Here is a 23,821-nt window from a genome sequence, read left to right as displayed (position 1 = left end):
CGGGACGTGGATCTTGACGGAGGGTGCCCTTCGTGGTCCGGTTTCGGAATGGGTGAGCAGTGGCGGGCGCAGTTCGACGCGGAGGTGAGTTTCGCCAACGGTGGTGGACTGCGCACCGAGGGGTTCCGGCTGGACATCCCGGGGCAGGAGATCACCGACGACGACCTGGCGGCGCTGTTCGTCCGGCACCTTGGGCTGCTCATGGTCGCCGAGGTCCGGATCAGCGCGAAGACGATCATCGAAGAGCCGCACAAGGGCGGCCGGGGCGTTGCCGTCGACGCGTCCGGCACCGGCCGTCGGCTGGTCGAGCTGAGCCATGTGATCAGCGACGGGATGACGACCCTGCCCGGCTGGCCGGGCCCCCGGATCGACGACTGGCTGACCTTCGCGGCGTCCCGGTCGACCTACGCGCCGGGCACCGAGTTCCACGTGGCCCGGATCGACATGATCGCCAACACCGGTACGTACCTGGACACTCCCGCCCATCGCTGGGCCGGCGGCGACGACCTGACCGGGGTGCCGCTGGACCGGCTCGCCGACCTGCCCGGGGTGGTCGTGCGGGTGCCGGCCGGCACGCGAGCCGTGGACCGGCTGATGCTGGCCCCGTACGAGGTGGCCGGGCGCGCGGTGCTGCTGCACACCGGGTGGGATGAGCACTTCGGCACCGAGCGGTACGGCGAGCCGGGAGCACCGCACCTGAGCGGGGACGCCGCCCAGGCGCTGGCCGACGCCGGCGCGGCCCTGGTCGGCATCGACTCGATCAACATCGACGACATGAGCCCGGCGGCCGGAGGCGTGCGCCCCGCACACAGCACGCTACTCGCCGCCGGCATCCCGATCGTGGAGCACCTGACCGGCCTGGGCGCGCTGCCGCCGAGCGGGTTCCGGTTCACCGCGGCACCACCGATGGTGGCCGGCATGGGCACCTTCCCGGTCCGCGCCTTCGCCGTCGTCGACGGCTGACGTCGCGAGGGTCGACACGCCAGACGCCGGCCTGCACGTGGCGAAGGAGGGTCAGTAGCGCACCGCGATGCGGTGGGTGAGCGCGTCGACCCGGATCTCACCGCCGTACGGGATGATCAATTGCGGGTCGGTGTGGCCAAGGTCGACGTCGAACACCACCACCGCGTCCGGGTTGTACGGCGCGAGCGCGCGGGTGATCGCCTCCCGCTGGGCCTCGCCCCACGCCGACCGTTCCGGCACCGACAGCGGCTTGCCGAAATCCCACGCCTTGGGGCGACCGACGACGATGGCCGGGAAGGCGGCGAGCAGGCCCCGCTCCCCCATGTTCCGCACGATCCGGAACACCTCCTGGGCGCCGGGCATCTCCTCCGAGGTCTCGACGATGAGCACGGACCCGGCCAACTCGTCGCTGGTCGGCACCCGGTCGGTGGCCAGCAACCAGTGCAGGATCTCCAGGTTCCCGCCCCAGGTGCGCCCCCGCACCACCCGCTGCGGGCCCTGCCAGCGCCAACCCTCGCCGGGCAGCATCTCCGGCTCGTGCGCCAACGTCTCCGGCTCGGTCCAGGGGTTCGGCCGGTCACCCCATTCACGGGCGGGCGTCAACTCGTACCAGTCGGAGGTGAAGAGGGCGGCGCGCAGCGAGCCGAAGGTCAGCGGGTGCGGCGAGCCGGGCCGGCCGAGGTGCACCAGCACCGACCCGCCGTGGTACGCGACGATGCCCAGCCGGTACAGGTGGTTGAGCACGTTGGTGTTGTCGGAGTAGCCGAAGTAGGGCTTGGGATTGGCGCGCAGCACGTCGTCGTCGAGATACGGGGTGACCGTGATCAGGTCGTCCCCGCCGACCGTGGCGAGCACCGCCGTGATGCTCGGGTCGGCGAAGGCCGCGGTCAGGTCGCGGGCGCGCTCACGGGGGTCTGCCCCCATGACCCGGGTGGTCGGGTACTCCACCGGCTCCAGACCGAACTCATCGCGCAGCCGGCGCAGCCCCAACTCGTACACGTGGGGGAAGAGGGCGGGCAGACCGGCGGAGGGCGAGACGACCGCGACCCGGTCGCCCGGCCGCGGCTTCGACGGGTATTCCAGCGACACCATGATCAGAACCTAGTCGGTCATGGTGGCTGAGATCACGCCGGAAAACACCGCTCCGGGGACAGTGGATCGCCCGGGGGCCCTCCAGACATCCGGTGCGCGCGGATACCATCCAGTAAGTCGGACAGCGCTGTCCTTCGTATCCACGTGAGGGAGCGCATCGTGACCGACCAGCACGACCACGACGGCCCGGACGCCGCGCTACGCGCCGACATCCGCCGACTCGGCACCCTGCTCGGCCAGACCCTGGCCCGCCAGGAGGGTCGCCCGCTGCTCGACCTCGTCGAGGAGATCCGCGCACAGGTCCGCACCGACGCCCCGGCGGCCGCCCAGCGCCTCGGCGGGCTCGACGTGACCACCGGCACCAAGCTGGCCCGAGCCTTCTCCACCTACTTCCACCTGGCCAACATCACCGAGCAGGTGCACCGTGCCCGGGATCTGCGCCGGCGCCGCGCGGTGCAGGGCGGCTGGCTGGACCAGGCGGCCAAGATGATCGCCGAGCGCGGGGTGCCGGCCGAGGAGATCGCCAACGCGGCGCGCCGGCTGGCGGTCCGGCCGGTCTTCACCGCACACCCGACCGAGGCGGCCCGCCGCTCGATCCTGTCCAAGCTGCGGGCCATCGCCGACGAACTGGACACCGAGACCGCCAACGCGATCCTCTACGGCGCCAGTGACGAGGGCCCGGCCAACCGCCGCCTGGCGGAACTGCTGGACCTGATGTGGCAGACCGACGAGCTGCGACTGGACCGGCCGGACCCGACCGACGAGGCCCGCAACGCGATCTACTACCTGCGCGACCTGTACGCCGAGGCCGCCCCGCAGGTGCTCGACGACCTGGCCGACACGCTGCGCACGCTCGGCGTCGAGACGTCACCGACGGCCCGGCCGCTGAGCTTCGGCACCTGGATCGGCGGCGACCGGGACGGCAACCCGTTCGTCACCCCGGCGGTCACCCGCGAGGTGCTCACCATCCAGCACGAGCACGGCATCGCGGCCACCGAGAAGGCGATGGACCACCTGATCAACGAGGTCTCGGTCTCCCGCCGGCTGCGCGGGGTGTCCCTGGACCTCTCCGCCAGCCTCGCCGCCGATCTGGACGCGCTGCCCGAGGTCGCGCCCCGGTTCCGCCGGGTCAACGCGGAGGAGCCGTACCGGCTCAAGGCACGCTGTGTGAAGGCGAAACTCGCCAACACCCGGCAGAGGTTGCGCCAGGGCACCGCGCACGTGCCGGGCCGGGACTACCGGGGCTCCGCCGAGCTGATCGCCGACCTGGATCTGCTGCGCGCCTCGCTGGCCCGCAACTCCGGGCAGCTCACCGCCGTCGGCCGGCTGGCCTCCACCATCCGTACGGTCTCCGCGTTCGGCCTGCACCTGGCCACCATGGACGTGCGGGAGCACGCCGAGGCGCACCACGCGGTGCTCGCCCAGCTCTACGAGGCCGTCGGCGAGGTCTCCGACTACCCGGCGCTGACCCGGCTGGAGCGCACCAAACTGCTCGCCGACGAGCTGACCGGCCGTCGACCGCTGTCCACCCTGGACACGTCGCTGTCCGAACCGGCCCGCAAGACGTTCGACGTGTTCAGCACCATCCGGGAGGCACAGGACCGGTTCGGCGCCGAGGTGATCGAGTCGTACATCATCTCGATGACCCTGGGCGTCGACGACGTGCTGGCCGCGGTGGTGCTGGCCCGCGAGGCCGGCCTGGTGGACGTGCACAGTGGGCGGGCCCGGATCGGGTTCGTGCCGCTGTTGGAGACCCCGGCCGAGCTGAACGCCGGCGGTGAGATCCTCGACGAGCTGCTGTCGCTGCCCGCGTACCGGGCGCTGGTGGCTGCCCGAGGCGACGTGCAGGAGGTCATGCTCGGCTACTCCGACTCGAACAAGGAGGCCGGGATCACCACCAGCCAGTGGTCGATCCACCGGGCGCAGCGGGCGCTGCGCGACGTGGCCGCCCGGCACGGCGTACACCTGCGCCTGTTCCACGGCCGCGGCGGCACGGTCGGGCGCGGCGGCGGGCCGACGCACGAGGCGATCCTGGCCCAGCCGTACGGCACCTTGGACGGCGCGATCAAGGTGACCGAGCAGGGTGAGGTGATCTCCGACAAGTACACCCTGCCCTCACTGGCCCGGGAGAACCTGGAGCTCACGCTCGCCGCGGTGCTCCAGGCGACCCTGCTGCACACGGCACCTCGGCAGCCGGCCGAGATGTTGGAACGCTGGGACGCGACGATGGACGTCGTCTCCGAGTCGGCGTACCGGTCCTACCGGTCGCTCGTCGAGGACCCGGACCTGCCGGCGTACTTCTGGGCGTCCACCCCCACCGAGCTGCTCGGCGCGCTGAACATCGGTTCCCGGCCGGCGAAGCGCCCGAACACCGGCGCGGGCCTGTCCGGTCTGCGGGCCATTCCGTGGGTGTTCGGGTGGACGCAGACCCGGCAGATCGTGCCGGGTTGGTTCGGTGTCGGCTCGGGGCTGGCCGCCGCCCGTGAGGCGGGGCTGGCGGACGTGCTGGCCGAGATGCACCGCAACTGGCACTTCTTCCGCACGTTCCTGTCGAACGTCGAGATGATGTTGAGCAAGACCGACCTGAGCATCGCCCGCCGGTACGTCGAGACGCTCGTGCCGAAGAAGCTGCACCCGATCTTCGAGCAGATCGAGCAGGAGTACGAGCTGACCAAGCGGGAGGTGCTGGCGGTGACCGCCTCACCCGCCCTACTGGAAAACTCGCCGGTGCTCCAGCGCACCCTGGCCGTCCGCGACACCTACCTGGAGCCGCTGCACCATCTCCAGGTGGCGCTGCTGCGCCAGTATCGGGAGTCCGGCGCCGCCGGACGGGCAGTGGCCACCGCCCCCGGCGGCCGGCGTGCACCGAGCGACGGCACCGCCCTGGAGCGGGCACTGCTCACCACGGTGAACGGCATCGCCGCCGGAATGCGCAACACCGGCTGATCTGCGAAAACGGACAGGCCCCGGTCGCCGTGACCGGGGCCTGTTTCGACGTCACTCGACGACGGTCAGAAGTCGCCGCCGCCGAAGTCACCACCCCCGAAGTCACCGCCACCGAAGTCGCCACCGGCATAGTCGCCGCCGCCGAAGTCCCCACCGACGTCGCCGCCCTGGTCCCCGCCGCCGAAGCCCTGGTCGCCGCCCTGGTCGCCGCCTTGGTCGCCGCCGTCGCCGAAGCCCTCCTGGTAGCCCTGGTCGTAGCCGTACCCCGGGTCGGCGAAGGCGGGCGAGAACAGCGCGTCGGCGATCAGGATGCCGCCGAGCGCACCAGCGCCGGCGCCGAGTGCCGTCTTCCACCACGGCGTCGAATACCACCCGGCCGGTACCGGCCGGCCCTGATACCGCCCACCGGGGTAGTAGTAGGGCGTGTCCCCGCCGGGTTGCGGACCGGCCCGGAAGGTCTGCCCCTGCACCTCGACCTCGCGCTCCCTGGTGAGCTGCCCGACGCCGCGGGCAGCGGCCAGCGTCGGCACCTCGGGGCCCGGATCGATGCCCAGCGCGGTACGCGCCGCCCGGATGTACGCCAACCCCTCCAGCGCGGTCTCCCGGGCCAACCCGAACTGGTGCGGCATGCGCGCCTGCTCCAGCTGCGAGCCCGCCGCGTTGTACCGCTCACTGGCATCGGCCAGCGCCTGGCGTACCGCCGGCTCGTCGCCGTGCAGGTTCGTCAACTGGCCGCCGAGGCGCTCGTACCACCGCTGCGCCTCCGCGCGGGCGTCGCCGAGCTCGGTGCGCTGGCGGGCGGTGGCCTGGGCGCGGATGAGCGCTACGGCACCCAACGCGCCGACCAGCACGATCGCGAGGCAGAGCACAAGTTCCATGTCATCGAACGTACCCCTGGCTGGCACGTCGTATCCGTCTGGCAAGCTCCGGTGATGGACGTCTCGACGCTGCTCCTGGTGATCGTGTGCCTCGGTGCCGGCGGGGCGGTGGGCTGGCTCGCGGCCCGGTCCCGGTCGGCGGCCGACATCGCCCGTCTCGATGCCACCCTGGCCGCGACCCGGGAGGGCGAGGGCCGGCTGGAGCAGTCCATGCGGGCGTTGGGCTACGAGGCCACCGCGCAGTCCCAGGAGGCGGTGGCCCGGGCGGTCGCGCCGCTGCACGACACCCTGCGTCGCTACGAGCAGCGTGTGGCTGAGCTGGAGCACGACCGGGTCGACGCGTACGCCGAGTTGCGCGAGCAGGTCCGCTCGATGACCGCGGTCTCCGGCGAGCTGCGCACCGAGACCAAGCAGTTGGTGGCGGCGCTGCGGGCCCCACAGGTGCGGGGCCGCTGGGGTGAGCACCAGCTGCGCCGGATCGTCGAGGCGGCCGGGATGCTGGAGCACTGCGACTTCTCCGAGCAGGTCACCGCCGCCACCGACGAGCAGGTCGTCCGCCCGGATCTGGTGGTCCGGCTGCACGGCGGCCGATCGGTGGTGGTCGACGCCAAGGCGCCGTTCGACGCGTACCTGACGGCCATGGAGGCCCGCGACGAGCGCAGCCGGGACACCCACCTCGACGCACACGCCCGGCATCTGCGGGGGCACGTCGACGCTCTGGCCGCCAAGTCGTACTGGTCGGCGTTCGACAGCGCACCAGAGTTCGTGGTGCTGTTCGTCCCCGCCGACCCGTTTCTCGACGTCGCGCTCCAGCGCGACCCGACGCTGCTGGAGCACGCCTTCACCCGCAACGTGGTGCTGGCCACGCCGGCCACGCTGGTCGCCCTGCTCCGCACGGTCGCCTACTCCTGGCGGCAGGAGGCCCTGGCCCGCAACGCGCTCGCGGTGCACACCCTCGCCCGGGAGCTGTACGGCCGGCTCTCCACCCTCGGCGACCACGTGGGCAAGCTCGGGTCGTCGCTGGCCGGTGCCGTGACGGCGTACAACCGGGCGGTCGGCTCGTTGGAGGCCCGGGTGCTGGTCAGCGCCCGAAAGCTCGCCGAGCTGGGCGTCTCCGACGAGGAGTTGGCCACGCCCGCGCAGGTCGAGCTGACGCCCCGACAGCCGCAGGCACCCGAGCTGATCGATCCGGCCGACGACGAGGTCTCGACGAGCCGGTCCGCCCGGCCCGCAGTCATGTGACAGTGCGTATGCATGCATGTCACGAAGTGGCCACAAGGGACTGACCGGTAGTGACAGTGCTCGTCGATACCACGAAGGATTTGCTCACCCACGTGCCCTCGTCACCGAGGGCCCTGTTCTCTGGAGGAAAGAGAACGTGAGCAAACCCCGAAACCTGAGCCGGCGTACCTCTGCCGCGCTCTTCGCGTCGGTCCTGGCGGCGAGCGCCGTGACCGCCGTGGGCGGTGCCGCCACCGCGGCCGCCGCCCCCGTCACCACACCGGACGCTTCCCCGGCCACCGCCGCCGAGACCCTGGGCGCTCACGACGCCAAACTGCTGAGCGAGGCCAGGGCCAAGAAGGCCCCGACCGTCACCCTGATCGTCTCCACCGAGAAGGGCGAGGCCGGGGACGTCGCCGAGGGCCTCACCAAGCTCGGCGGCACGGTCAGCCAGCGGCAGGACAGGGTCGGCTTCGTGCTCGCCAAGGTCCCGACCGACAGGGCCCTCACGGCGGCACGGCTGCCCGGTGTCTCGGCCGTCGACCTGGACGAGGTCATCCACCTGCCAGACCCGACCCCGGAGCAGACTGCCGCCGGCACCGCCGGCGCACGGCAGGCAGCCGTCGGCGCGCCGGGCGAGGCCACCCGGGCGGTCAACCCCTACATGCCGACCAACGAGATCGGTGCGGTCGCGTTCACCGACGCCCACCCGGAGTGGGACGGCCGGGGCGTCACGATCGGCATCATGGACTCCGGTGTGGACCTCGCCCACCCGGCGCTCCAGCAGACCACCACCGGCGAGCGCAAGATCGTCGACTGGGTCACCGCGACCGACCCGCTGGAGGACGGGACGTGGCGGCGGATGCAGGCCGAGGTCACCGGCCCGTCGTTCACCATCGCGGGCGGCGCCTGGACGGCACCGGCCGGCACGTACCGGTTCAACCTGTTCAGCGAGTCCGTCACGGCCGCCAGTGACGCCCGGGGTGACGTCAACCGCGACGGCGACACGACCGACACCTGGGGTGTGCTCTACGACCCGGCCACCAACAACATCTGGGTGGACGCCAACCAGAACCTGAACTTCACCGACGACCCGATGATGCGGCCGTACAAGGAGAAGTTCGACATCGGATACTTCGGCACCGACAACCCGGCGACCGCCGTCGCCGAGCGGCAGCCCTTCGTCGTCGAGTACCGCAAGAACGTGAACACCGCGCCCATCGGGCTCCCGGGCACCTGGGACTACGTCAACATCGGCATCGTCGAGAGCACCCACGGCACCCACGTCGCCGGCATCACCGCCGCCAACGACATGCTCGGCAACGACGTGTTCGACGGGGCGGCCCCCGGCGCCAAGCTGGTCTCCTCCCGCGCCTGCTCCTGGGGCGGCGGCTGCACCGCGGCGGCGCTCACCACCGGCATGATCGACCTGGTGGCCAACCGCGGGGTCGACATCGTCAACATGTCGATCGGTGGCCTTCCGGGCCTGAACGACGGCAACAACGCGCGGACAAACCTCTACAACGAACTGATCGAGACGTACGGCGTGCAGATGGTCATCTCGGCCGGCAACTCCGGCCCGGGCCTCAACACCGTCGGCGACCCGTCGGTCGCCAGCAACGTGATCAGCGCCGCCGCCAGCATCAGCAAGGACACCTGGCTGGCCAACTACGGCTCGGTCGTGCGGAAGAAGAACGCCCTGTTCAACTTCTCCTCCCGCGGCCCGCGCGAGGACGGCGGTTTCAAGCCGAACATCACCGCCCCCGGCTCGGCCATCTCGACCGCACCGACCTGGCAGCTCGGCGCCCCGGTCCCCGAGGCCGGCTACGCGCTGCCCCCGGGCTACGCGATGCTGAACGGCACCTCGATGGCCTCTCCCCAGACCGCCGGCGCCGGCGCGCTGCTGCTGTCGGCCGCCAAGGCCACCGACCGGGGCGTCAGCCCGGCGGCGCTGCGGCGGGCGCTGTTCAGCTCGGCCAAGCCGATCGCCGACGTGCCGACGTACGCGCAGGGCTACGGCATGGTCAACGTTCCGGGCGCCTGGCAGTTGCTGCGCCAGGGCGTCGAGACCCGGTCGTACGTCTCCGACGCGCCGGTCTGCAGCCCCCTGTCGGACCAGCTGACCATCTGGAACGGCGTGAAGTTCGTGCCGAACCCGGGTCGCGGGACCGGCGTCTACAACCGCTGCGCATCGTCCCAGGGCGGCCACAAGATCGGGCAGAGCAAGACCTACCAGGTCAAGCTGACCCGCACCAGCGGGCCGGCCGGCACCATCAAGCACGACGTCACGCTCCAGGGCAACGACGGCACCTTCAAGGCACCGAAGACCGTCGCGCTGCCGCTCAACCAGACCGTCACCGTCAGCGTCACCGCCAAGCCGGCCACCGAGGGTGCGCACGGCGCGATCATGCGGATCGACGACCCGGCCACGAACGTGGTCGACTTCGAGGTCTCCACCGTGGTGGTGGTCTCGAACGACGTGACGAAGCCGGCCTTCTCGTACGCCAACGAGGGCTCCGTCGACCGGAACGGCTTCACGTCGTACTTCGTGACGGTGCCGGAGGGCGCCAAGGCGCTCCAGGTGAACCTCTCCGGGATCGCCACCGGCTCGCACACCCGGTTCATCGCGATCAACCCGCTGGGTGTGCCGGTGGAGAGCACCACGAGCACCGTCTGCTACACCAACTTCTCCGACGTCAACGTCTGCAAGCCGCAGGAGCGTGACTACCAGAACCCGATCCCCGGGGTCTGGGAGATCGAGGTGGAGTCCCGGCGGACGTCCCCGGCGCTGAACAACCCGTTCAAGCTCCAGGCACGGGTGCAGGGTCTGACCGTCGAGCCGGCGCTGATCGAGCTGCCCAGCGTCAAGGCCGGCGAGCCGACCAACGTGAGCTGGAACGTCACCAACGCCTTCGGTCCGGTCTCGGTCAGCGGCCGCAGCGGGGCGCTGACCGGCGTGCGTACCGAGCGTCCGACCATCACCGAGGGTGGCGCGAACCAGGAGTGGACCGTCGAGATCCCGGCCGGGACGTCGACGTTCACCGCCCGGATCGGCAACCCCGCCAACGCGGGCGCCGACCTGGACCTGTACGTCTACCGGGGGACCGCCGAGGTCGGCCGGGCCGCCGACGGCGACTCGGAGGAGGCGGTGACGCTGACCAACCCGCCCGCCGGCACCTACCGCGTCGTGGTGGAGCCGTACGGGGTCGACGGGCCGGGCACCAGCACCGCCTACGACTACTACGACGCGTTCGCGTCCGCGTCGCTGGGCACGATCACCGCTCCCGCGGTCGCGGTGCCGCTGATGCACGGCGAGTCGACCACCATCACCGGCACGGTGACGGCCGTGGCCGTTCCGGCCGACGGACGTCAGCTCTCCGGTGAGCTGGCGATCGTCACCACCGAGGGTGCGGTCGTGGGTCGCGGCAGCGTGTCCATCGGGGCCGTGAACTGATCCGTCCGTAACACCAACAGGAGCCCGTCCCCGTATCCGGGGGCGGGCTCCTGCACGTTCAGAGTCGTCGGGGCGGGCGGTCAGGACCGGTGGGCGGCCGTCACGACGAAGGGGGTGCCCTGCTGGCAGGTGGTCATCATGCCGGGCTCCGCCCGACCGGTGACCTCGACCCGCGCGCCCGGCGTCAGCACGTCACGCGGGCCGCCGACCAGCAGGTAACCGTCGAGGAGTACGCAGTTGGGCTCCACGCCGCCCTGCACCGTGCCGGTCAGGGTGGTGGCCCCGACCCCCGGGGGCGTGCTCGGACCGCCAGGTTTCCCGGTCTTCGGGCCCGGCGACGGTGTGGGGTCGGCGGTCGGCGGCAGGGCGGTCGGGTCGGGCGTGGGCTGGCTGGTCACCGGCTGCGCTCCCGTCGGGGTCGGGGTGGGTGTGCCGCCTCCGGTGCCCTGACTGCCGCAGGCGCTCAGCGCCACGCAGACGGCCAGCGCGGGAACGGCGAGCCGAAAGGTCCTCATGCCGAATCTGACGTACGCCGGACGGAGTTCGTTCCCGCGCTCAGCCGCGCGCCGCCGCAGCCTTCATGTCCCGCTTCAGCTCCTGCGGAAGCGAGAACGTGAGCCGCTCGTTGGCGGTGGTGATCTCCTCGACGTCGGCGAAACCGCGCGCGGCGAGGTGGGCCAGCACCTCCTGGACAAGATCGTCCGGGACGCTCGCACCGGAGGTCAGGCCGACCGTGGTGGCGCCCTCCAACCAGGCGTCGTCGATCTCGTGGGCGAAGTCGACCAGGTGACCAGCGCGGGACCCCGCGTCCAGGGCGACCTCGACCAGGCGGACCGAGTTGGAGGAGTTCGTCGAGCCCACGACGATCATCACGTCGCACTCGGCCGCGATCTCCTTGACCACGTGCTGCCGGTTGGAGGTGGCGTAGCAGATGTCGTCGCTGGGCGGGGACTGGAGCAGCGGCAGCCGCTGCTTGAGCCGGGCCACCGTCTCCAGCGTCTCGTCGACCGAGAGCGTGGTCTGGGAGAGCCAGACCACCTTCTCCGGATCGCGGACGGTGACCTTGTCGGCGCCGTCCGGGCCGTCGACCAGTTGGATGTGCGCGGGAGCCTCACCGGCGGTGCCGATGACCTCTTCGTGCCCCTCGTGGCCGATCAGCAGGATGTCGTAGTCGTCGGCGGCGAACCGCTTCGCCTCCTGGTGCACCTTGGTGACCAGCGGGCAGGTCGCGTCGATCGCCTTGAGCGAGCGCTGCTTCGCCTGCTCGTAGACCTCGGGAGCCACGCCGTGCGCGGAGAAGATGACGGTGGCCCCCTCCGGCACCTCCTCGTTCTCCTCCACGAAGATCGCGCCCTGGGCCTCCAAGGTCCGTACGACGTGCTTGTTGTGCACGATCTGCTTGCGCACGTAGATCGGGGCACCGTAGAGCTTCAGCGCCTCCTCGACGGTCTGCACCGCCCGGTCGACGCCCGCGCAGTAGCCGCGGGGCTTCGCCAGGAGCACGCGCTTGCCGGTCCGGGGAGTCGCCTGAGCCTCAGTCACCCGTCCATCGTACGTGCCCGATCCGCCGCCGGCAGCGGCCGCGGGCCCGCGATGGCGCGGCGGCCGGCTGGGCTGGCCTGACCCCGGTGATCAAGAGGTTTGGGTCAGAAACGCGCCCAGGGCCGACGCAAACTTCTTGATCACCGCGAGTGTCCGTAGGGTGGGCGGGTGAGTGATGGGGCGCGGGGGGACGGGGCGGCGCGGGCGGGCAGCAGCAGCAGCGCCGAGGAGCCCTGGCCGGTGCGGGTGGTCAGCCAGAAGGTGGGGGCGTGGATCGCCAAGCTGGGCTGGGTGTGGGTGGACGGGCAGGTGGCGCAGATCAGCCGGCGCCCCGGAGCCAGCACTGTCTTCCTCACCCTGCGTGACCCGTCGGCCGACCTGAGCCTGACCGTCACCACCAACCGGGACGTGCTGGACGCCGGCGCACCGGAGCTGCGCGAGGGCGCCCGCGTGGTGCTGCACGCCAAGCCGGAGTTCTACGCCGCCCGGGGGACGCTGAGCCTGCGGGCCGACGAGATCCGCCAGGTGGGGCTCGGAGAGCTGCTGGCCCGGCTGGAGAAGCTCAAGAAGCTGCTCGCCGCCGAAGGGCTCTTCGACCGCGCCCGCAAGCGCCGGCTGCCGTTCCTCCCCGGGCGGATCGGGCTGATCACCGGTCGCGCGTCGGCGGCGGAGCGGGACGTGCTGACCAACGCCCGGCGGCGCTGGCCCGCGGTGGAGTTCCGCACGGTCAACGTGGCCGTGCAGGGCCCGTCCGCGGTGCCGCAGATCGTCGACGCGCTCAAGGTGCTGGACGCCGACCCGACCATCGACGTGATCATCATCGCCCGGGGCGGCGGTGGCATCGAGGACCTGCTGCCCTTCTCCGACGAGGCGCTCTGCCGCGCCGTGTTCGGCTGCCGTACACCAGTGGTCAGCGCGATCGGCCACGAGACGGACGCACCACTGATCGACTACGTCGCCGACGTCCGTGCCTCCACCCCGACGGACGCGGCCAAGCGGGTCGTCCCCGACCTCACCGAGGAGGTACGTGTCATCGGCCAGGCCCGGCACCGCCTCGAACGGGCGGTACGCAACCTGGTGGACCGGGAGACGCACCGGCTCGACGGGCTGCGGTCCCGGCCGGTGCTGGCCCGACCCCAGGTGATGGTGGAGCATCGGGCGACCGAGCTGACCGCGTTGCGTCAGCGGGCCGGCCGCTGCCTGGAGCACCGGCTCGCCGCCGCCGACGACGACCTGCGGCACACCCTGGCGCGGCTGCGCGCGCTCTCCCCCGCCGCCACCCTCGACCGGGGGTACGCGATCGTGCAGCGCGCGGACGGTCATGTGGTCCGCGCGGCGGCGGACGTCGGCAAGGGTGACCCGTTGCGGGTACGGCTGGCCGACGGCGAGCTGGCGGCGACGGTGGACGGCTGAGTGGCGACGCGGTGACCCGGGGAGCGGTGTGCTGAGATGGACGCGATGACTGACGACACGAAGGCCGGGCCGGACGAGCGGCTCAGTTACGAGCAGGCCCGCGCCGAGCTGGCCTCGGTGGTCGAGCGGCTGGAGGCCGGCGGCACGTCCCTGGAGGAGTCGCTGGCGCTCTGGGAGCGCGGCGAGGCGCTGGCGGTGATCTGTCAACGCTGGCTGGACGGGGCGCGGGCGCGGATCGACGCCGCCCGGCAGGAGCCCGCTTCCTGACCCCCGGTGGGGCGGCCGGAGCCGCCCCACCCGCGTACGGTCAGTTGAACAGGCTGTACAGCTCGGCCGGCGCCTCGACGACCTGGTCCGCCGGCGGCTTCTGGGCGGCGGTGGCGGCGCCGTAGTCGGAGTACGTCATCCGGATCTCCTGGGCGGCGGTCTGCCCGGCGGCCGGCAGCTGCAGCACCAACTCGCTGAGGCGGCCCTGCGGGTCCACCTTCGCGGTGAACGGGACCGTCTTCGCCTGGGTGCCCAGCGCGGCGATCGTGGCGGCGTTCAGCGAGCCCGCCTCGGCGGCCTTGGTGACGTCGATGGTGCCCGCGTACGCGCCGGTGCCGGTGCTGCGGACCTCGGTGATCCCCTGGGTCAGCACCGCGCTGCCCGCCGGGTCGACCTTGTCGAAGTCGAAGCCGAGGTTACGGTTGCCCTTGATCCGGGCCTGGTCCAGGTGCTGGTACTTGCCGAGGTTGAGCTGCTTGATGGCGGGCAGGCTGTCGGCGGTGGGGCCGGTCAGCTCCAGCTTCACCCAGCTGTCCGGCTTGTAGTGGATCACGTCGAGCTTCATCGCGAGGTCGGACGAGGGGCCACCGATGGCGATCTTCATCGCCGCACTCTGACTCGGCTCGTGGACCTGCCCCTCCGCCGTCGAGCCGGCACCGGTCAGGGTGAACCGGAAGTTGCCGTTGCTGATCTCCTTGGTGGAGTCGAGCAGGGCCTGCTTGGCATCGCCCGCCACCGGCGCGCCGCCGGACGGGCTCGCCGTGCCGGACGCGGTCACCGTCGGGGAGGCGGTCGATCCGGCGGTGCCGGTTCCACCGTTGGCGCAGGCGGCCAGGGCGGGCGTGAGCAGAGCGGCGGCTACCAGGCCGGCGCTCAGTCGTCGAACAGTCATACGTGTCTCCCAAGGGGGTCACCCGACGACCGGGACGGCGCCGGAAACCGGGCGACGCAGCAGAACCGTCGGCTGCGCCGCGCGATCCGAGCCGAACAGCGCGCCCGGATCACTCCCCCTTTGTGCCCAGTCGACGCGTCGGACAATCGCCCTTCTGTCCGGTTGCCCATCTTCGCCGTCACCGGGGCCACCGATCGGCGGAGCCGGTCAACGCAGCGCGCCTGCCAGTTCGCGCAGTTCGTTGTCCCGGGCATCGCCGACGACGATCACCGTGCGGGTCGGCTCCAGCAGGACCAGTGCCTGCTGGTTTCCCCGAGCCGTGTAGAGCTGCCAGGTGCGCCCGGCCAACTCCGTCGGACCCTGCGGCTGGCCCTGGTCGGTCAGCTCGGCGGGGAGCAGCCGCTCCGCCGGCACGCTGCTCTGCAGGAGTTGGACGCCCCGTCCCTCCGGCGTGACGTAGCCGAGGCGCAGGTTCGCACCGCCCTCGACGGTCTGATAGCGGGCGCTGACCGTCGACCAGCCGGAGCCGAGGCCCTGCGGCTGGCTCACCGGGAAGACGTTCGCCGACCGTGCCTGCTCGATCGCGGGAGCCGGATCGACGGTCGTGGCCTGATCGCCGCCGAGGAATCCCCGGTAGAACGCCACCAGCAGCGCGATCGGGATGAGCAGCACCAGCAACGAGATCGCCATGTCCTTCGGCGACCGCTCGGATTTGCCGGACCCCACCCGAGGCGGTGGCGTCGGATCGATCGCGGCGGGCTCACCAACGGGGCCGGCGGGGACGTCGACCGGCGGTTGGCCGTCGGGCGGCGTGCGGTCGGCGGGGACGCGGTCGGCTGGCTGTGCGGGTTCCACCCCTCCATCTTCGCAGCCGCCCGACCGGCGGTATCCGGGCCATCACCGCCCCGCGCCGACGCCGGGTCGGCCATCGTGTGAGGATCAGCGACAAAGCCGGCAGCGGGGACCGCCCTGCCGCCGGCCGTCCCCGCACCGTCGCGAGGAGGAGTAGCCGTCATGACGAACACCAGGACGCGGATCCCACAGGATCTCGACCGTAACCTCGCCCTCGACCTGGTTCGGGTCACCGAGGCCGCGGCGATGGCCGCCGGCCGGTGGGTCGGTCGGGGCGACAAGGAGGGCGGCGACGGGGCCGCCGTCGACGCGATGCGCAAGCTGATCAACTCGATTCAGATGCGCGGCGTGGTGGTGATCGGCGAGGGCGAGAAGGACAACGCCCCGATGCTCTTCAACGGCGAACACGTCGGCGACGGTACGGGCCCGGAGGTGGACGTCGCTGTCGACCCGGTGGACGGCACCACCCTGATGAGCAAGGGCATGCCGAACGCCGTGGCGGTGCTCGCCGTCTCGGAGCGGGGTGCGATGTTCGACCCCAGCGCCGTGTTCTACATGGAGAAGCTCGCCGTCGGGCCGGCGTACGCCGACGTGGTGGACATCAACGCCGGGGTGGCCGAGAACCTGCGCCGGATCGCCAAGGTCAAGGGCACCGACATCTCCGAGGTCACGGTCTGCGTGCTGGACCGGAGCCGCCACGACGACCTGGTCGCGCAGATTCGCCGGACCGGGGCGGGCATCCGGTTCATCTCCGACGGCGACATCGCGGGCTCCATCGCGGCCGCCCGGGGCGAGTCGGATGTCGACGTGCTGATGGGCATCGGCGGCACCCCGGAGGGCATCATCTCGGCCTGCGCGTTGAAGTGCATGGGCGGTGCGATGCAGGCCAAGCTCTGGCCGCGCGACGAGCAGGAGCGGGAGAAGGCCATCGCCGCCGGGCACGACCTGGACCGCGTCCTGAGCACCGATGATCTCGTCACCGGAGACAACTGCTTCTTCGTGGCGACCGGGGTCACCTCCGGGGATCTGCTGCGCGGGGTGCGCTACCGGGCCGGCGGCGCGTACACCCAGTCGATTGTGATGCGGTCGAAGAGCGGCACCATCCGGGTGATCGACTCGTACCACCGGCTGGAGAAGCTGGCGCTCTACTCCGCGGTCGACTTCGACGGTCGTCCCCTGGCCGAGCAGGAGTGACCGCCACCGACACGGCGGCCCCGCAGGTCCTGTCGGCCACCCGCCGGATCACCGGTGTCGCGCTGGCGTCGGTCTCCGGGGTCGCGGTGGCGGTGCAGTCCCGGATCAACGGCGAGTTGGGCGTACTCCTGGCCGACGGTTTCGCCGCCGCGGTGATCTCGTTCGGCGTCGGTCTGTTGGTGCTCCTGGTGCTCGTGCCCGCCACCCCCCGCGGGCGGCGTGGTCTGGTCGCGACGCGGCGTGCTCTGGCGACGGGCGCCCTGCGGCCGTGGCAGTGCCTCGGCGGGATGTGCGGGGCGTTCCTGGTGGCCACCCAGGGCCTCACCATCGGCACGTTGGGCGTGGCGGTCTTCACCGTGGCGGTGGTCGCCGGCCAGACCGGCAGCAGCCTCGCCGTGGACCGGGCGGGGATCGGGCCGACGGGCCGGCAGCCGGTCACCCGGCAGCGGCTGGCCGGCGCGGTGCTCACCGTGCTGGCGGTCGGCCTGGCGGTCGGCGACCGACTGGGGGACCCGGGCACGCTGGCGCTGGCCCTGCTGCCGCTGCTCGCCGGGGTGGGCATCGCCTGGCAGCAGGCGGTCAACGGCCGGGTCCGGGCGGCCGCCGACAGCGCGTTGACCGCCACGCTGGTCAACTTCTCCGTCGGCACGGTCACCCTGCTCGTCGCGTTCGCGATCGACACCGCGGTACGCGGCTGGCCCACCGGCCACCTGCCGACCGAGCCGTGGCTCTACCTGGGCGGCCCGATCGGCATCGTGTTCATCGCGATCGCCGCCGCGATCGTGCGCTTCACTGGTGTGCTCCTGCTCGGCCTGGCCACCATCGCCGGTCAGATCGTGGGCGCCGTCCTGCTGGACCTGGTGCTGCCCACGGCGGCCTCGCACCCCGGCCTGAACACCCTGCTCGGCGCCGCACTGACCATGGTGGCGGTGCTGATCGCCGCGCTCGCGCCACCCGGCCGCCGCTGAGCGGGGCCGGTCCGGCCGGGTGGCGGGCGGGGTTCAGCGACGCAGGGCCTCGACGGTCTCCTTCACCACCTGGTCGATGGGGGTCGGCTGGACACCGAGGGTGGCGGTGGCCGCGGTCGAGTCCATCAGGTAGGGCCGGTCGAACTGGTAGGCGGTCTCCCGCAGCTCGCGGATGAACGGGTTGGTCAGGCCGCCCAGCCACAACACCGGGTACGGCATCCGCGTCAGCTTGGGCGCGGGCGCGCCGGTCAGCGCGGCGGCCCGGTTGGCCAGCTCGCGCATCGGCCTGGCCGGGGCGCTGGGCACGTGCCAGGCCCGTCCCCAGGCCTGCGGGTCGGCGGCTGCGGCGACGAGGGTGCGGGCGACGTCCGGGATGTACGTCCAGGTGTGCGGGGCGTCCCAGTCGACGGGCAGGAAGACCCGCTGCCCGGCGAGCACCCGGGGCAGCACCATCATCGCCAGCGACGTGCCACCGGCGCCGACGTAGTCGGAGCCGCGCACCTCGGTGACCCGGACCCGCCCGGCCTGGTGGGCGGCGCGCGCGTCGGCCCACATCCGGTTGCGCACGCGGCCCTTCGTGCCGGTCGCGGCCAGCGAGGTCTGCTCGGTCATCGGGCCGTCGACCGGCCCGTACCCGTAGAGGTTGCCGACCGTGGCGAGCACCGCGCCGGTCCGCTCGGCGGCGGTGAGCAGCGCGCCGGCCAGTGGCGGCCAGTCGGTGGACCACCGGTGGTACGCCGGGTTCGCGCAGTTGTACAGCGCTCCGGCCCCGGTGGCGAGCGCGGCGAGGCGGTCGGCGTCGGCAGCGTCGGCAGCGACCCGCTCGATGGCCGGGTGCTCCGGTCCGTTGCCCCGGCGGCTGATGACGCGGACCTGCTCGCCGCGCTCCGCGAGGAGACGTGCGGTGGCGGTGCCGACCGGACCGGTGCCGACGATCACGTGCAGTGACATGGGAAGACCTTTCGAAGCAGGGGTACGAAACGAGAGCAGTGCTCTCTGTGCACCACCACCATGCCCGCCGGTGGGGTCGTACGTCAAGAGCAGTGCTCTCTATTTTGATTGGCGCTCCGTCTCGTGAGAGAGTGCTCCCATGCCCGCTTCCTCGATCCGTGCCCGCGTCCGCGCCGAGATGATCGACGAGATCAAGGCGGTGGCCCGCCGTCACCTGGCCACCGACGGAGCCAACCTGTCACTGCGGGCCGTCGCCCGGGACATGGGGATGGTGTCCTCCGCCATCTACCGCTACGTCCCGAGCCGCGACGACCTGCTCACCGCACTGATCCTGGAGGCGTACGACGGACTCGGCGACGCCGTGGAGGCCGCCAACTCCCGCACCGACCCGCACGACCTGCGCGGCCGCTGGCACGCCGTGTGCCGGGCCGCCCGAGACTGGGCGCTCGCCCACCCGGCCGAGTACGCGCTGCTCTACGGCAGTCCGGTGCCCGGATACACCGCCCCCGCCGACACCGTCCTGCCGGCCCAGCGCCCCCCGCTGACCCTGGTCGGCATCCTCCGCGACGGCCTGGCGGACGGACGGCTCACCGTCCCCGCCGAGGAACCGCCGGAGCCGGTCCGCGCTGACCTGACCGAACTGGCCGACGCCTTCTTTTCCGGGATGCCCAGCGCCCTGCTCGCCCGGGGAATGGCCGGCTGGACACAGCTCTTCGGGCTCATCAGCTTCGAACTGTTCGGCCGGTTGAACCAGACCATCTCGCACCGGGACGCGTACTTCGAGCATCAGGTCGGGTTGATGGCCGACCTGATCGGCCTACCCCGACCGGAGTGACCGCACCGGCCGCGGACCAATCCGCCCCGGCGTCGCCGCTCAGCCGGCGTCGGAGGAATGCCCCGGGAAGAGGTGGGCGCTCGGGTCGATGGCCACCGCCGCGTTGTTCACCGCCGTCGCCGCCTCGCCGAAGCCGGTCGCGATCAACCGGACCTTGCCCGGGTATTCGGTGATGTCACCCGCCGCGAAGACCCGGGGCAGGTTCGTCGCCATCGCGCTGTCCACCAGGATGTGCCGGCGGTCCAGTCGTAAACCCCACTCCGCGAGCGGGCCCAGGTCGGCGGTGAAGCCGAGGGCTGCCACCACGATGTCCACCGGCAACGTCTCGGTCGCGCCACCGCGTACGGTCACCTCGGCGCCGGTCACCATGCCGTCCCCGATCAGCCGGCTGACCTCGGCGTTGACCACCACCCGCACCGGCAGCGACAGCACGCGGGCGACCGTCGAGGCGTGCGCCCGGAACTTCTCCCGGCGGTGCACCAGCGTTACGGAACGGGCCAACGGCTGCAACGCCAGCGCCCAGTCGAAGGCGGAGTCGCCGCCACCGACGATCAGCACGTCCCGGTCGGTCAACTCGGCCGGGTCGGTGACGAAGTAGACGATCCCCGAACCGGGAGCGCCGTCGGCGCACGGCAGCGGACGAGGGCAGAAGCTGCCGAGCCCGCCGGTGACCACGACCGCGCCGCAAGCGAGCTGCTCACCGCCGGCCAGGCCGAGCACCGGCCGGTCGTCGGCGTACGAGAGCTTCTCGGCCCGTGTGCCGAGCAGGTACTGCGGGCCGAACGGGGCGGCCTGGGCGACCAGGTTGGCCACCAGGTCACGGCCCTTGACGGCGGGGAAACCGGCCACGTCCAGGATCAGCTTCTCCGGGTACATGGCGGTGACCTGACCGCCCGGCTCGGGCAGCGCGTCGATCACCGCCACCGACAACCCCCGGAACCCTGCGTAGTACGCGGCGAAGAGGCCAGCCGGGCCGGCCCCGATCACGGCGATGTCGACCTCGCGCATGGCGTACCGTCGCTTTCCGCTCACGGATCAACGCTTGCTGATCTCGACCGTAGGCGGGTGGCGGCGGTCGGGCAAGCACGTCCCAGAGGCGCGCCGAGGAATCGGTCAGGGCAGGCTGAGTGTGGAACCCGAGTAGTCCGGGCCATCCACGGCCGGCCGGCGACGACGGAACAGGATCGCCGCCACCACCCCGCCGAGCAGCCCGAACAGGTGACCCTGCCAGGAGATCCGCTCGTCGGTGGGGAGGATGCCGACCAGTTGCCAGCCGTAGAGCAGGCCGACCAGCAGGAAGACCGCGAAGTTCCACCAGCTGCGCTCGACGATGCCCCGGGTGAGCAGGATGCCCAGGTAGCCGAAGATGACGCCGCTGGCGCCGACCACCACCGAGTTGGGCGAGCCGGTGAACCAGACGCCGAACCCACTGACCAGGATGATGACCAGGGTCGACCAGAGGAACCGGCGGGCGCCGGCGGCCAGGACGAAGGTGCCCAGCAGGATCAGCGGGATGCTGTTGCTGTAGAGGTGGTCGAAGCCGTGGTGCAGGAACGGGGAGAAGAAGACCCCGTCCAACCCGTCGATGCGTTGCGGGATGATGCCGGCGGTGGCGTCCAGGCCGAACGCAAGGCCCTGGTCGACGGCCTCGATGAGGAAGAGGAACGGGACCACCGCGCACATCGCGACGAACGCCCGGCCGAGCGCGGCGTAGAACGCCTCGGTGCCGAACCGGTAGGGGTCACCGCTTGACGGGTGCAGGGTCACCCCACAACTGCTATCAGCAAAAGCGTCCGACCGCCACTCGCGTCCCGTCCGGGCCGACCGGTGTACGCGCGACGGCGGGGCGGTGGTCGCCCACCCGTCCCCGCCGTCGGCACCGAATCAGTAGTGCCCGTTGCTCTGGAAGTAGCTCCAGGCTCCGCAGGGCGTCTTGTACCGGCCCTTGACGTAGCCCAGCCCCCACTTGATCTGGGTGACCGGGTTCGTCCGCCAGTCGTCGGCGATGGTACCCATCTTGCTGCCGGGCAGGGCCTGCGGAATTCCGTACGCGCCGGACGAGGAGTTGGCGGCCTTGTGGTTCCAGCCGCTCTCCTTGGTCCAGAGCTTCTCCAGACACGGGAACTCGGCGATGCCGAAGCCCGCCTCGATCATCAAGGCGCAGCCGGTCTTGCGGTTGCCGCTGTACTCGGCGCAGGAGGCCGGGATAGGCCCGTCGTACGGCTTGGGGGCGGCGTTCTGGGCCTCCCGCTCGCGCTTGCGGGACGCCGCGGCGGCTTCGGCCCGGCGGGCCCGCTCGGCGGCTTCCTTGGCGGCCTGCGCCGCGCGCAGCTTGGCCTGGTACTCGGCGGCCCGCTGCTGGGCGAACTTCACCTGGTGGGCGGCCTGCCGCTCACGCTGGTAGGCGAGATCCGCCCGGTCGACCTCGGCACCGACCTGCGCGGTCAGGCCCTGTTGCTGGGTTTCCCGGTCTTCGCCCAGGTAGAAGCCACCGGCAACGCCCACGGAGAGCAGCGCGACAGCGGCCGTACGGGCGCCCAACCGGCTCCACAGCCGACTCACGAAGTGGTCCCTTCGTCGGGGGCAAGGACGCGGCACGGCGCAGGCCACAGGCGGGCCATCGGCCGTGCCACGAGCGCCCCGACCGGTTGCCGGTCGCGCCGACGCACCGGCCGCCGCCGATGTCGCCCATCTCGGGACGAACGATCACCAACGATTCCTGTGGTGCGTGGACGCTCGTGGGACACGATTGCGCACAGTGAGGCTGATGGGAAACCAACCGACGGGTTTGTGATCTGCGCCACACCAAAAATGCGGACAAAAGCCCGCATAAACACCATCAGATCGGGATGTCCTCCAGGAGATCCGTGACCATCGCGGCGATCGGCGACCGCTCCGAACGGCTGAGCGTGACGTGTGCGAAGAGCGGATGGCCCCTGAGCGCCTCGATGACAGCGGTCACCCCGTCGTGCCGGCCGACCCGCAGATTGTCCCGCTGGGCCACGTCGTGGGTGAGCACCACCCGGGAGCCCTGCCCGATCCGGGACAGCACCGTCAACAGCACTCCGCGTTCCAGCGACTGGGCCTCGTCGACGATGACGTAGGCGTCGTGCAGGCTGCGCCCCCGGATGTGGGTCAGCGGCAGCACCTCGAGGATGCCCCGCGAGGTGACCTCCTCCAGCACGTTCTCGTGCACCACCGCGCCGAGCGTGTCGAAGACCGCCTGGGCCCACGGCGACATCTTCTCCGACTCCGAGCCCGGCAGGTAGCCCAACTCCTGGCCGCCGACGGCGTACAGCGGGCGGAACACGATCACCTTCTTGTGCCGGCGGCGCTCCATCACCGCCTCCAGCCCGGCGCAGAGCGCCAACGCCGACTTACCGGTGCCGGCCCGGCCGCCCAGCGAGACGATCCCGATCGACTCGTCGAGCAACAGGTCGAGAGCGATCCGCTGCTCGGCTGAGCGGCCGTGCAGCCCGAACGCCTCGCGGTCGCCCCGGACCAACCGGACCGACTTGTCCGGCAGCACCCGACCGAGCGCGGAACCACGCGCCGAGTGCAGCACCAGACCGGTGTGGCAGGGCAGCCCGGCCGCCTCGTCCAGGTCGAGCGTCTCGCCGGCGTACAACCGACCGATCTGCTCCTCGCCCAGATCCAGCTCGGACATGCCGGTCCAGGTCGGGTCGCTGGCCTGGCCATGGCGGTACTCGTCGGCCCGCAGGCCCACCGAGGCTGCCTTGACCCGCAGCGGCATGTCCTTGCTGACCAGGGTCACCTCCCGCCCCTCGGCGGCGAGGTTGAGCGCGACGGAGAGGATCCGGGCGTCGTTGCTCTCGGTGCGGAACCCGGGCGGCAACACACCGTCGTCGGTGTGGTTGAGCTCCACCCGCAGTGTGCCGCCGACATCGTTGGCGGGCACCGGTCGGTCGAGTCGGCCGTGCCGGACCCGTAGGTCGTCGAGCATCCGTAGCGACTGCCGGGCGAACCAGCCCAGCTCCGGATGGTGCCGCTTTCCTTCCAACTCGGTGATGACCACCAGAGGCAGCACCACCTCGTGCTCGGCGAACCGGTGGAACGCGGCCGGGTCGGAGAGCAGCACGGACGTGTCCAGGACGAAGGCCTGGCCGGCTGGTCGCGGCTCCTTGGGTTCGGCCGGCGCGGCGGCCGCCGTACGGCGGCTCCTGGTGGCACGGCGGGTCGTGGCAGTCGCGGCCGGGGTCTGGTCGGCACCGGCGGTGGTACGGCGAGTCGTCACAGGCCTGCTCCGACGGATGGGCACCCGCCACCCGTGTTCCGCCTCCTCCGGTGCCCGGGGACACGGGGTCGGATGCGGAACCCCGTGTGTGAGGTTGC

Annotated in this window: 20 protein-coding genes; 9 read left to right on the top strand and 11 right to left on the bottom strand. The window is 71.7% G+C overall.

The window, feature by feature from the left end:
- Positions 1-48: 48 nt before the first annotated feature.
- Positions 49-963 carry a cyclase family protein gene (locus ACQEUX_RS31845; RefSeq protein WP_433056364.1) on the top strand — a complete coding sequence of 305 codons (915 nt, stop codon included), beginning with the start codon at positions 49-51 and terminating at the stop codon, positions 961-963.
- 51 nt (positions 964-1,014) lie between these two features.
- On the opposite strand, the gene ACQEUX_RS31840 is transcribed toward ACQEUX_RS31845, so the two are convergent.
- Positions 1,015-2,055, bottom strand: coding sequence for a S66 family peptidase (locus ACQEUX_RS31840; RefSeq protein WP_433056362.1), 1,041 nt, complete (start codon positions 2,053-2,055; stop codon positions 1,015-1,017).
- A gap of 159 nt (positions 2,056-2,214) precedes the next feature.
- Between ACQEUX_RS31840 and ppc the strand changes: the two genes are divergently transcribed.
- Complete coding sequence (ppc, locus tag ACQEUX_RS31835) at positions 2,215-5,001, top strand: phosphoenolpyruvate carboxylase (RefSeq protein WP_433056360.1); 2,787 nt, start codon at positions 2,215-2,217, stop codon at positions 4,999-5,001.
- A gap of 65 nt (positions 5,002-5,066) precedes the next feature.
- Here ppc and ACQEUX_RS31830 read toward each other — a convergent pair whose 3' ends face one another.
- The gene (locus ACQEUX_RS31830) at positions 5,067-5,879 is read right to left on the bottom strand and encodes a hypothetical protein (protein ID WP_433056358.1); all 813 of its coding nucleotides are present in this window, start codon (positions 5,877-5,879) and stop codon (positions 5,067-5,069) included.
- A gap of 54 nt (positions 5,880-5,933) precedes the next feature.
- Between ACQEUX_RS31830 and ACQEUX_RS31825 the strand changes: the two genes are divergently transcribed.
- Complete coding sequence (locus tag ACQEUX_RS31825; RefSeq protein WP_433056356.1) at positions 5,934-7,121, top strand: DNA recombination protein RmuC; 1,188 nt, start codon at positions 5,934-5,936, stop codon at positions 7,119-7,121.
- 136 nt (positions 7,122-7,257) lie between these two features.
- Positions 7,258-10,554, top strand: a complete 3,297-nt coding sequence (locus ACQEUX_RS31820; protein ID WP_433056354.1) for a S8 family serine peptidase — start codon at positions 7,258-7,260, stop codon at positions 10,552-10,554.
- A gap of 80 nt (positions 10,555-10,634) precedes the next feature.
- Here ACQEUX_RS31820 and ACQEUX_RS31815 read toward each other — a convergent pair whose 3' ends face one another.
- Entirely contained in the window at positions 10,635-11,069 is a 435-nt protein-coding gene (locus ACQEUX_RS31815) for a hypothetical protein (protein ID WP_433056352.1), read from the bottom strand.
- A gap of 40 nt (positions 11,070-11,109) precedes the next feature.
- Positions 11,110-12,096 carry a 4-hydroxy-3-methylbut-2-enyl diphosphate reductase gene (locus ACQEUX_RS31810; protein WP_433056350.1) on the bottom strand — a complete coding sequence of 329 codons (987 nt, stop codon included), beginning with the start codon at positions 12,094-12,096 and terminating at the stop codon, positions 11,110-11,112.
- Positions 12,097-12,264: 168 nt separating this feature from the next.
- Here ACQEUX_RS31810 and xseA point away from each other — a divergent pair, with 168 nt between their 5' ends.
- Positions 12,265-13,509 carry an exodeoxyribonuclease VII large subunit gene (xseA, locus tag ACQEUX_RS31805; protein ID WP_433056348.1) on the top strand — a complete coding sequence of 415 codons (1,245 nt, stop codon included), beginning with the start codon at positions 12,265-12,267 and terminating at the stop codon, positions 13,507-13,509.
- Between the two features lie 45 nt (positions 13,510-13,554).
- The gene (locus ACQEUX_RS31800; protein ID WP_030328827.1) at positions 13,555-13,776 is read left to right on the top strand and encodes an exodeoxyribonuclease VII small subunit; all 222 of its coding nucleotides are present in this window, start codon (positions 13,555-13,557) and stop codon (positions 13,774-13,776) included.
- 40 nt (positions 13,777-13,816) lie between these two features.
- On the opposite strand, the gene ACQEUX_RS31795 is transcribed toward ACQEUX_RS31800, so the two are convergent.
- Positions 13,817-14,668: a hypothetical protein gene (locus ACQEUX_RS31795; RefSeq protein ID WP_433056346.1), complete on the bottom strand. Its 852-nt coding sequence runs from the start codon at positions 14,666-14,668 to the stop codon at positions 13,817-13,819.
- Between the two features lie 207 nt (positions 14,669-14,875).
- Complete coding sequence (locus ACQEUX_RS31790; protein ID WP_433056344.1) at positions 14,876-15,523, bottom strand: DUF4245 domain-containing protein; 648 nt, start codon at positions 15,521-15,523, stop codon at positions 14,876-14,878.
- A 159-nt stretch (positions 15,524-15,682) separates the two neighbouring features.
- Here ACQEUX_RS31790 and glpX point away from each other — a divergent pair, with 159 nt between their 5' ends.
- Positions 15,683-16,714: a class II fructose-bisphosphatase gene (gene glpX / locus ACQEUX_RS31785; protein WP_433056342.1), complete on the top strand. Its 1,032-nt coding sequence runs from the start codon at positions 15,683-15,685 to the stop codon at positions 16,712-16,714.
- Entirely contained in the window at positions 16,711-17,682 is a 972-nt protein-coding gene (locus tag ACQEUX_RS31780) for a DMT family transporter (RefSeq protein ID WP_433056340.1), read from the top strand. Before glpX ends, ACQEUX_RS31780 begins: the two co-directional genes overlap by 4 nt.
- A gap of 33 nt (positions 17,683-17,715) precedes the next feature.
- Here ACQEUX_RS31780 and ACQEUX_RS31775 read toward each other — a convergent pair whose 3' ends face one another.
- Complete coding sequence (locus tag ACQEUX_RS31775) at positions 17,716-18,633, bottom strand: NAD-dependent epimerase/dehydratase family protein (protein ID WP_433056338.1); 918 nt, start codon at positions 18,631-18,633, stop codon at positions 17,716-17,718.
- A gap of 139 nt (positions 18,634-18,772) precedes the next feature.
- On the opposite strand from ACQEUX_RS31775, the gene ACQEUX_RS31770 reads away from it, so the two are divergent.
- On the top strand, positions 18,773-19,468 hold the full coding sequence (locus tag ACQEUX_RS31770) for a TetR/AcrR family transcriptional regulator (protein WP_433056336.1): 696 nt from the start codon (positions 18,773-18,775) through the stop codon (positions 19,466-19,468).
- A gap of 39 nt (positions 19,469-19,507) precedes the next feature.
- Here ACQEUX_RS31770 and ACQEUX_RS31765 read toward each other — a convergent pair whose 3' ends face one another.
- The 4 genes from ACQEUX_RS31765 to ACQEUX_RS31750 form a co-directional block, all read right to left on the bottom strand.
- Positions 19,508-20,476, bottom strand: coding sequence for an NAD(P)/FAD-dependent oxidoreductase (locus ACQEUX_RS31765; protein ID WP_433057283.1), 969 nt, complete (start codon positions 20,474-20,476; stop codon positions 19,508-19,510).
- Between the two features lie 105 nt (positions 20,477-20,581).
- The gene (locus ACQEUX_RS31760) at positions 20,582-21,235 is read right to left on the bottom strand and encodes a rhomboid family intramembrane serine protease (RefSeq protein WP_433056334.1); all 654 of its coding nucleotides are present in this window, start codon (positions 21,233-21,235) and stop codon (positions 20,582-20,584) included.
- A 117-nt stretch (positions 21,236-21,352) separates the two neighbouring features.
- Positions 21,353-22,030, bottom strand: a complete 678-nt coding sequence (locus tag ACQEUX_RS31755) for a lytic transglycosylase domain-containing protein (protein ID WP_433056332.1) — start codon at positions 22,028-22,030, stop codon at positions 21,353-21,355.
- 277 nt (positions 22,031-22,307) lie between these two features.
- Positions 22,308-23,723, bottom strand: coding sequence for a PhoH family protein (locus ACQEUX_RS31750; RefSeq protein ID WP_433056330.1), 1,416 nt, complete (start codon positions 23,721-23,723; stop codon positions 22,308-22,310).
- Positions 23,724-23,821 lie beyond the last annotated feature (98 nt).

Source organism: Micromonospora sp. CA-259024 (genome assembly GCF_050936255.1).
Taxonomy (GTDB): Bacteria; Actinomycetota; Actinomycetes; order Mycobacteriales; family Micromonosporaceae; genus Micromonospora.
Note: the sequence above shows the minus strand (reverse complement) of the source record. Positions and strands in the feature narration are given on the sequence as shown.

What these genes read in the sequence shown, in the direction of transcription:
- ACQEUX_RS31845 (WP_433056364.1), top strand. Translation starts at nt 49, where the DNA reads ATGGGTGAGCAGTGGCGGGCGCAGTTCGACGCGGAGGTGAGTTTCGCC.
- ACQEUX_RS31840 (WP_433056362.1), bottom strand. Translation starts at nt 2,055, where the DNA reads ATGGTGTCGCTGGAATACCCGTCGAAGCCGCGGCCGGGCGACCGGGTC.
- ACQEUX_RS31830 (WP_433056358.1), bottom strand. Translation starts at nt 5,879, where the DNA reads ATGGAACTTGTGCTCTGCCTCGCGATCGTGCTGGTCGGCGCGTTGGGT.
- ACQEUX_RS31825 (WP_433056356.1), top strand. Translation starts at nt 5,934, where the DNA reads ATGGACGTCTCGACGCTGCTCCTGGTGATCGTGTGCCTCGGTGCCGGC.
- ACQEUX_RS31815 (WP_433056352.1), bottom strand. Translation starts at nt 11,069, where the DNA reads ATGAGGACCTTTCGGCTCGCCGTTCCCGCGCTGGCCGTCTGCGTGGCG.
- ACQEUX_RS31800 (WP_030328827.1), top strand. Translation starts at nt 13,555, where the DNA reads ATGACTGACGACACGAAGGCCGGGCCGGACGAGCGGCTCAGTTACGAG.
- ACQEUX_RS31795 (WP_433056346.1), bottom strand. Translation starts at nt 14,668, where the DNA reads ATGACTGTTCGACGACTGAGCGCCGGCCTGGTAGCCGCCGCTCTGCTC.
- glpX (WP_433056342.1), top strand. Translation starts at nt 15,683, where the DNA reads ATGACGAACACCAGGACGCGGATCCCACAGGATCTCGACCGTAACCTC.
- ACQEUX_RS31775 (WP_433056338.1), bottom strand. Translation starts at nt 18,633, where the DNA reads ATGTCACTGCACGTGATCGTCGGCACCGGTCCGGTCGGCACCGCCACC.
- ACQEUX_RS31770 (WP_433056336.1), top strand. Translation starts at nt 18,773, where the DNA reads ATGCCCGCTTCCTCGATCCGTGCCCGCGTCCGCGCCGAGATGATCGAC.
- ACQEUX_RS31765 (WP_433057283.1), bottom strand. Translation starts at nt 20,476, where the DNA reads ATGCGCGAGGTCGACATCGCCGTGATCGGGGCCGGCCCGGCTGGCCTC.